The organism is Actinosynnema sp., from assembly GCF_052038725.1.
Map to the genome: position 1 here is coordinate 1 of NZ_JBQGCX010000682.1, position 5,011 is coordinate 5,011.

5 protein-coding genes are annotated in these 5,011 nt (G+C 74.6%); 3 read left to right on the forward strand and 2 right to left on the reverse strand.

All coding sequences use genetic code 11. The features are described from left to right. Nucleotides 1–163: 163 nt before the first annotated feature. Nucleotides 164–844: a DUF4232 domain-containing protein gene (locus ACTUAL_RS14385; protein ID WP_440900595.1), complete on the forward strand. Its 681-nt coding sequence runs from the start codon at nt 164–166 to the stop codon at nt 842–844. A gap of 127 nt (nt 845–971) precedes the next feature. Here the strand turns inward: ACTUAL_RS14385 and ychF are convergent, their stop codons facing one another. Beyond that, nucleotides 972–2,051: a redox-regulated ATPase YchF gene (gene ychF / locus ACTUAL_RS14390; RefSeq protein WP_440900596.1), complete on the reverse strand. Its 1,080-nt coding sequence runs from the start codon at nt 2,049–2,051 to the stop codon at nt 972–974. Nucleotides 2,052–2,129: 78 nt separating this feature from the next. Between ychF and ACTUAL_RS14395 the strand changes: the two genes are divergently transcribed. Beyond that, nucleotides 2,130–3,455 (forward strand): AlkA N-terminal domain-containing protein, encoded by a 1,326-nt coding sequence (locus ACTUAL_RS14395; RefSeq protein ID WP_096497594.1) that lies wholly within the window; start codon nt 2,130–2,132, stop codon nt 3,453–3,455. Further along, nucleotides 3,452–3,946 (forward strand): methylated-DNA--[protein]-cysteine S-methyltransferase, encoded by a 495-nt coding sequence (locus ACTUAL_RS14400; protein ID WP_096491501.1) that lies wholly within the window; start codon nt 3,452–3,454, stop codon nt 3,944–3,946. The genes ACTUAL_RS14395 and ACTUAL_RS14400 overlap by 4 nt, the downstream gene beginning before the upstream one ends. Nucleotides 3,947–3,973: 27 nt before the next feature. Here the strand turns inward: ACTUAL_RS14400 and ACTUAL_RS14405 are convergent. Continuing rightward, the coding region (locus tag ACTUAL_RS14405; protein ID WP_440900597.1) for an SbcC/MukB-like Walker B domain-containing protein at nt 3,974–5,011 on the reverse strand (1,038 nt) is incomplete at its 5' end.

Here is a 5,011-nt window from a genome sequence, read left to right on the forward strand (position 1 = left end):
CGCGAATCAATGTTTGGGAATTGAATTCGCGGTCAGGACGGGCAGCGCAAAATCAGGTTGTCCCGCTGTGATCTGTTTCACAGGGAGACATCCCCATTGGGGACTCGAACATCTCTACTCGTGCAAGGGGAAAACAGCGAAGAGTGAATCGAGGGGATTGAGAATGCGCACGAACACCAAGCGGGTCGTCCGCGGCGCCACCACCGTCGCCGCGCTGGCCGCGTTCGGCGCGCTGTCCGCCTGCTCGCCCGGCCAGACCACCGGGGCCGCCTCCTCCGCGCCCGCCACCGCCTCCTCAGCCACCCCGGCCGCCGATTCCTCAGCCGAGCCGCGGTCCGCAGCGGGCGGCACCAGGGTCTCCGGCGGCGCCGACGCGCTGAGGTCCAACGGCGCCGAGCCCGCGAGCGGCGAGGAGCTGTGCGCCACCGCCGAGGCCGGGATCGGCGTCGACTTCCCGCACCGGGGCGGCTCGCCCGACCAGAAGACCCTGCAGCTGCTCTTCCGCAACGACTCCACGACCCGCTGTACGCTGCAGGGCTTCCCCGGCGTCCAGTTCCGGAAGGGCAGCGGCGAGACCTGGGACCTGGTCCGCAACGACGACCCGATCAAGCCCATCAGCCTCGCGCCCGGTGAGAGCACCAACGCGCAGCTCGTCTTCCTGGGCTCGGACGTCGCCGAGGGCACCTCGCACTGGACGCCCGACACGATCCTGGTGACCCCGCCGAACACCACCGACACCCAGAGCTTCCCGTGGCGGTTCGGCACCCTCGTGCGCCAGGACGGCGCGACGCGCCCCGGCACCCGCATCGGCGGCGTGGGCGTCGTCGACGTCGGCAACAGGTGAGCAGGCCGGGCTGAAACGGGAAACCGCCGGGAAGCTGCACAGCTTCCCGGCGTTCCCATTCCCGAGGAACAAGAGCCCCGGTTTCCCGAGAGGGATTTCGACGCGCCCCGGAGGGCCGCGGAAGTCCTCAGACGTTGAACCGGAACTCGACCACGTCCCCGTCGGCCATCACGTACTCCTTGCCCTCCATGCGGACCTTGCCCGCCGCCTTCGCGGCAGCCATCGAGCCGGTCTCCACGAGGTCCGCGAACGACACGACCTCGGCCTTGATGAACCCGCGCTCGAAGTCCGTGTGGATCACGCCCGCGGCCTGCGGGGCGGTCGCGCCCTGGGGGATCGTCCAGGCGCGCGCCTCCTTCGGGCCCGCCGTCAGGTAGGTCTGCAGGCCCAGGGTGTGGACGCCCGCGCGGGCCAGCGCGTGCAGGCCCGGCTCGTGCTGGCCGATCGACTCCAGCAGCTCGCGCGCCGACTCCTCGTCCAGCTCCAGCAGCTCGGCCTCGACCTTGGCGTCGAGGAACACCGCGTCGGCGGGCGCGACCAGCTCGCGCAGCTCCTTCACCCTCGCCTCGTTCGTGAGCACGCCCTCGTCGGCGTTGAACACGTACAGGAACGGCTTGGTGGTGAGCAGGCTCAGCTCGCGCAGCAGCTCGCCGTCGACCTCGGCCTGCGCGGAGAACAGGGTGCGCCCGGCGTCGAGGATCTCGCGGGCCTTCTGCGCGGCCTCCAGCGCGGGGCGGCGGTCCTTCTGGGTCCGCGCCTCCTTCTCCAACCTCGGGATGGCCTTCTCCAGGGTCTGGAGGTCGGCCAGCACCAGCTCGGTGTTGATCGTCTCGATGTCCGCGACCGGGTCGACGCGGTCGTCGACGTGGATCACGTCCGAGTCGTCGAACACGCGGACGACCTGGCAGATCGCGTTGGCCTCGCGGATGTTCGCGAGGAACTTGTTGCCGAGGCCCGCGCCTTCGGAGGCGCCCTTGACGATGCCCGCGATGTCGACGAACGACACCACGGCGGGCACCTCGCGCTCGGAGCCGAAGACCTCCGCCAGCTTGCCCAGCCTGGCATCCGGCAACGGCACCACGCCGACGTTCGGCTCGATCGTGGCGAACGGGTAGTTCGCCGCGAGCACGTCGTTGCGCGTGAGGGCGTTGAACAGGGTGGACTTGCCGACGTTGGGCAGGCCGACGATACCGAGGGTCAAACTCACGGGGCGTGAGTCTACGCGCAGCGCCCCCGCGTCCGATTCCCGCGAGAGGTGCGGCGCGGGCTGCGGCACAGTGGGTGCGTGCTCCTCGACGCCGAACGCGCCTACCGGGCGGTGGCCTCCCGCGACGCCCGCTTCGACGGGTGCTTCATCACCGCCGTGCGCACCACGCGCATCTACTGCCGCCCGTCCTGCCCCGCGACCACGCCCAAGCGGCGCAACGTCGAGTTCTACCCGACCGCCGCCGCGGCCCAGTCCGCCGGTTACCGGGCGTGCCGCAGGTGCCTGCCGGACGCCGTTCCGGGGTCGCCCGAGTGGAACCTGCGGGCGGACCTGGCGGCGCGGGCCGTGCGGCTCATCGGGGACGGGGTCGTGGAGCGCGACGGCGTGCCGGGGTTGGCCGCGCGGCTCGGCTACTCGGAGCGGCACCTGTCGCGGGTGCTGTCCGTCGAGCTGGGCGCCGGGCCGCTGGCGCTGGCGCGGGCGCACCGGGCGCACTCGGCGCGGCTGCTGATCGAGACCACCGACCTGGCGTTCGCGGACGTGGCGTTCGCGGCCGGGTTCGCGTCGGTGCGGCAGTTCAACGACACGATCCGGGCGGTGTTCGCGGCCACGCCCTCACGGCTGCGCGAGGCGCGCAGGACCTCGGGGGCGGCCGGGCGGATCGAGCTGCGGCTGCCCTACCGGCCGCCGTTCGACGCCGCCGGGCTGCTGGCGTTCTTCCGCGCCGAGGCGGTGCCCGGCGTGGAGGAGGTCGACGGCGGGACCTACCGGCGCTCGCTCCGGCTGCCGCACGGCCCGGCCACCGTCGCGCTCACCCCCCGTGACGGGCACGTGCTGTGCTCCCTCCGGCTGGGCGACCTGCGGGACCTGGGGACGGCGGTGAGCCGGGTGCGGCGGCTGCTCGACCTGGACGCCGACCCGCAGGCCGTGGACGCGGTGCTCGGGGCCGACCCGGCGCTGCGCGGGCTGGTCGCGGCCCGACCGGGGGCGCGGGTGCCGGGCAGCGTGGACGGGGCTGAGACGCTGCTGCGGGAGCTGGGGCACCGGGAGGCGGGGGAGGCGCTGGAGCACCCGGACGGGGCGGTGACCCACCTGTACCCGGCGGCCGTGGACACCCCGGTCGGGCGGGCGCTGGCCAGCGGGGAGCTGGTGGTGGACGTGGGTCGGGACCCGGACGGGCTGCTGGCCGAGCTGACCGCGTTCCCCGGCGTCGGCGAGGCGGTCGCGCGGCGGGTCGTCGCGCGGGTGCTGGGGGCGCCGGACGTGCCGCTGGTGGCGGGCGGGGCCGCGTGGCGGCCGTGGCGCTCCTACGCGGCCGTGCACCTGGGCGCGCTGGGTCCGCGCGAGCGGGATGGCCTGACCGGGCGAAGTGACTCGAACGAGCGAAGCAGGAGGACAGCGTGACCGCGTTCACGTCCACCGTGGACACCCCCATCGGCCCGTTCACCGCCGTGGTGGCGGGTGACGGCGCGGTGCTGGCGAGCGGCTGGACCGCGTCGCTGGACGAGCTGATGCCGCAGGTGTCGGCGTCGTTGAAGCCGGAGGAGATCAAGGAGCGGCGGGACCTCGGGGAGGTGACGAGGGCGGTGCGGGCCTACCACTCGGGTGAGCTGGGCGCGGTCGCCGAGGTGCCGGTGCGGCAGCGCGCCGGGGCGTTCACGGAGCAGGCGTGGGACGCGCTGCGGCTCGTCCCGGCCGGGCAGCCGGTGAGCTACGCGCGGTACGCGGAGCTGGCCGGGCGACCGGCGGCGGTGCGGGCGGCGGCCACGGCGTGCGCGAGGAACGCGGCGGCGCTGTTCGTGCCGTGCCACCGGGTGGTGCGCACGGGCGGGGCGATCGGGAACTTCCGGTGGGGCGTGGACGCGAAGCGCTGGCTGCTGGCGCACGAGGGGTGAGGCGCGGGCGGGGGCCCGCGCCCCCGCCTACGCCGTGGTCACCTCCAGGGTGGACCCGGCGCGCGCCTTCCTGACCCTCAGGCGGGTCGGGATGCGCTGCCGCAGCTCCTCCACGTGCGACACCAGCCCCACCACCCGGCCGCCCGCGCGCAGGTCGTCCAGGGTGTTCATGACCAGGTCGAGGGTGTCGGCGTCGAGCGTGCCGAACCCCTCGTCGACGAACAGCGTGTCCAGCACCGCGCCCTGCGACACCACGTCGGCCAGGCCCAGCGCGAGCGCCAGCGAGGCCAGGAACGACTCGCCGCCGCTGAGCGTCTTCGCGGGCCTGCGGTGGCCGGAGTAGTCGTCGAGCACGTCGAGCCCCAGCCCGCCCCTGGCGCCGCGCGGGCCCGCCTCGGTGGAGTGCACGAAGCGGTAGCGGCCCTGGCTCATCCGGTCCAGGCGCTCGCTCGCCGCGACCGCGACCTCCTCCAGCTTCGCGGCCAGCACGTACGTGCGCAGGGTCATGCTCTCGGTGTTCTGGCCCCGGCCGTTGATCACGTCGGTGAAGGCGTCCAGCTCGCGGTGCTCGGCCTCCACCGGTTCCAGCCGCGCCCACGCCGTCCGCAGCCGACCGGCCAGCTCCTCGGCGCGGGTCGCCCGGTCGGTCGCCGCGCTCGCCGCGGTGGCGGCCTCCTCGGCCTCCCGGCCCGCCGCGCGGAACCGCTGCTCGGCGCCGTCCGCGTCCACCTCGGTGGACGGGTCGACGCCGGGGTGCTCGGCGAGCACCGCCTCGGCGGCGGCGCGGGCGTCGTCGACCACCCGGACCTGGCGGTCGAGCTCGGCGATCCGGCCGGGGGTGCGGACGGCGTCGCGCGCGTCGTCCGGGCTCGCGAACCCGGCCTCCGCGGCCTGCGCGGCCACCTCGTCCTCCAGCTGCGCCAGGCGCTCGGCCGCGCCCGCCACCTCGGCGCGCTCGCGGGCCAGCTCGTCCAGCGCGTCGGCGAGGGCGAGCAGGTGGGCGCGGCGGGCGGCCACGTCCGGGAAGCCCTCGCGCGCCTGCTCAAGGCGGGCCGCGCGCTCGGC

Excerpts from the sequence above, each read along its gene's own strand:
- ACTUAL_RS14385 (WP_440900595.1), top strand. The coding sequence starts at position 164 with ATGCGCACGAACACCAAGCGGGTCGTCCGCGGCGCCACCACCGTCGCC.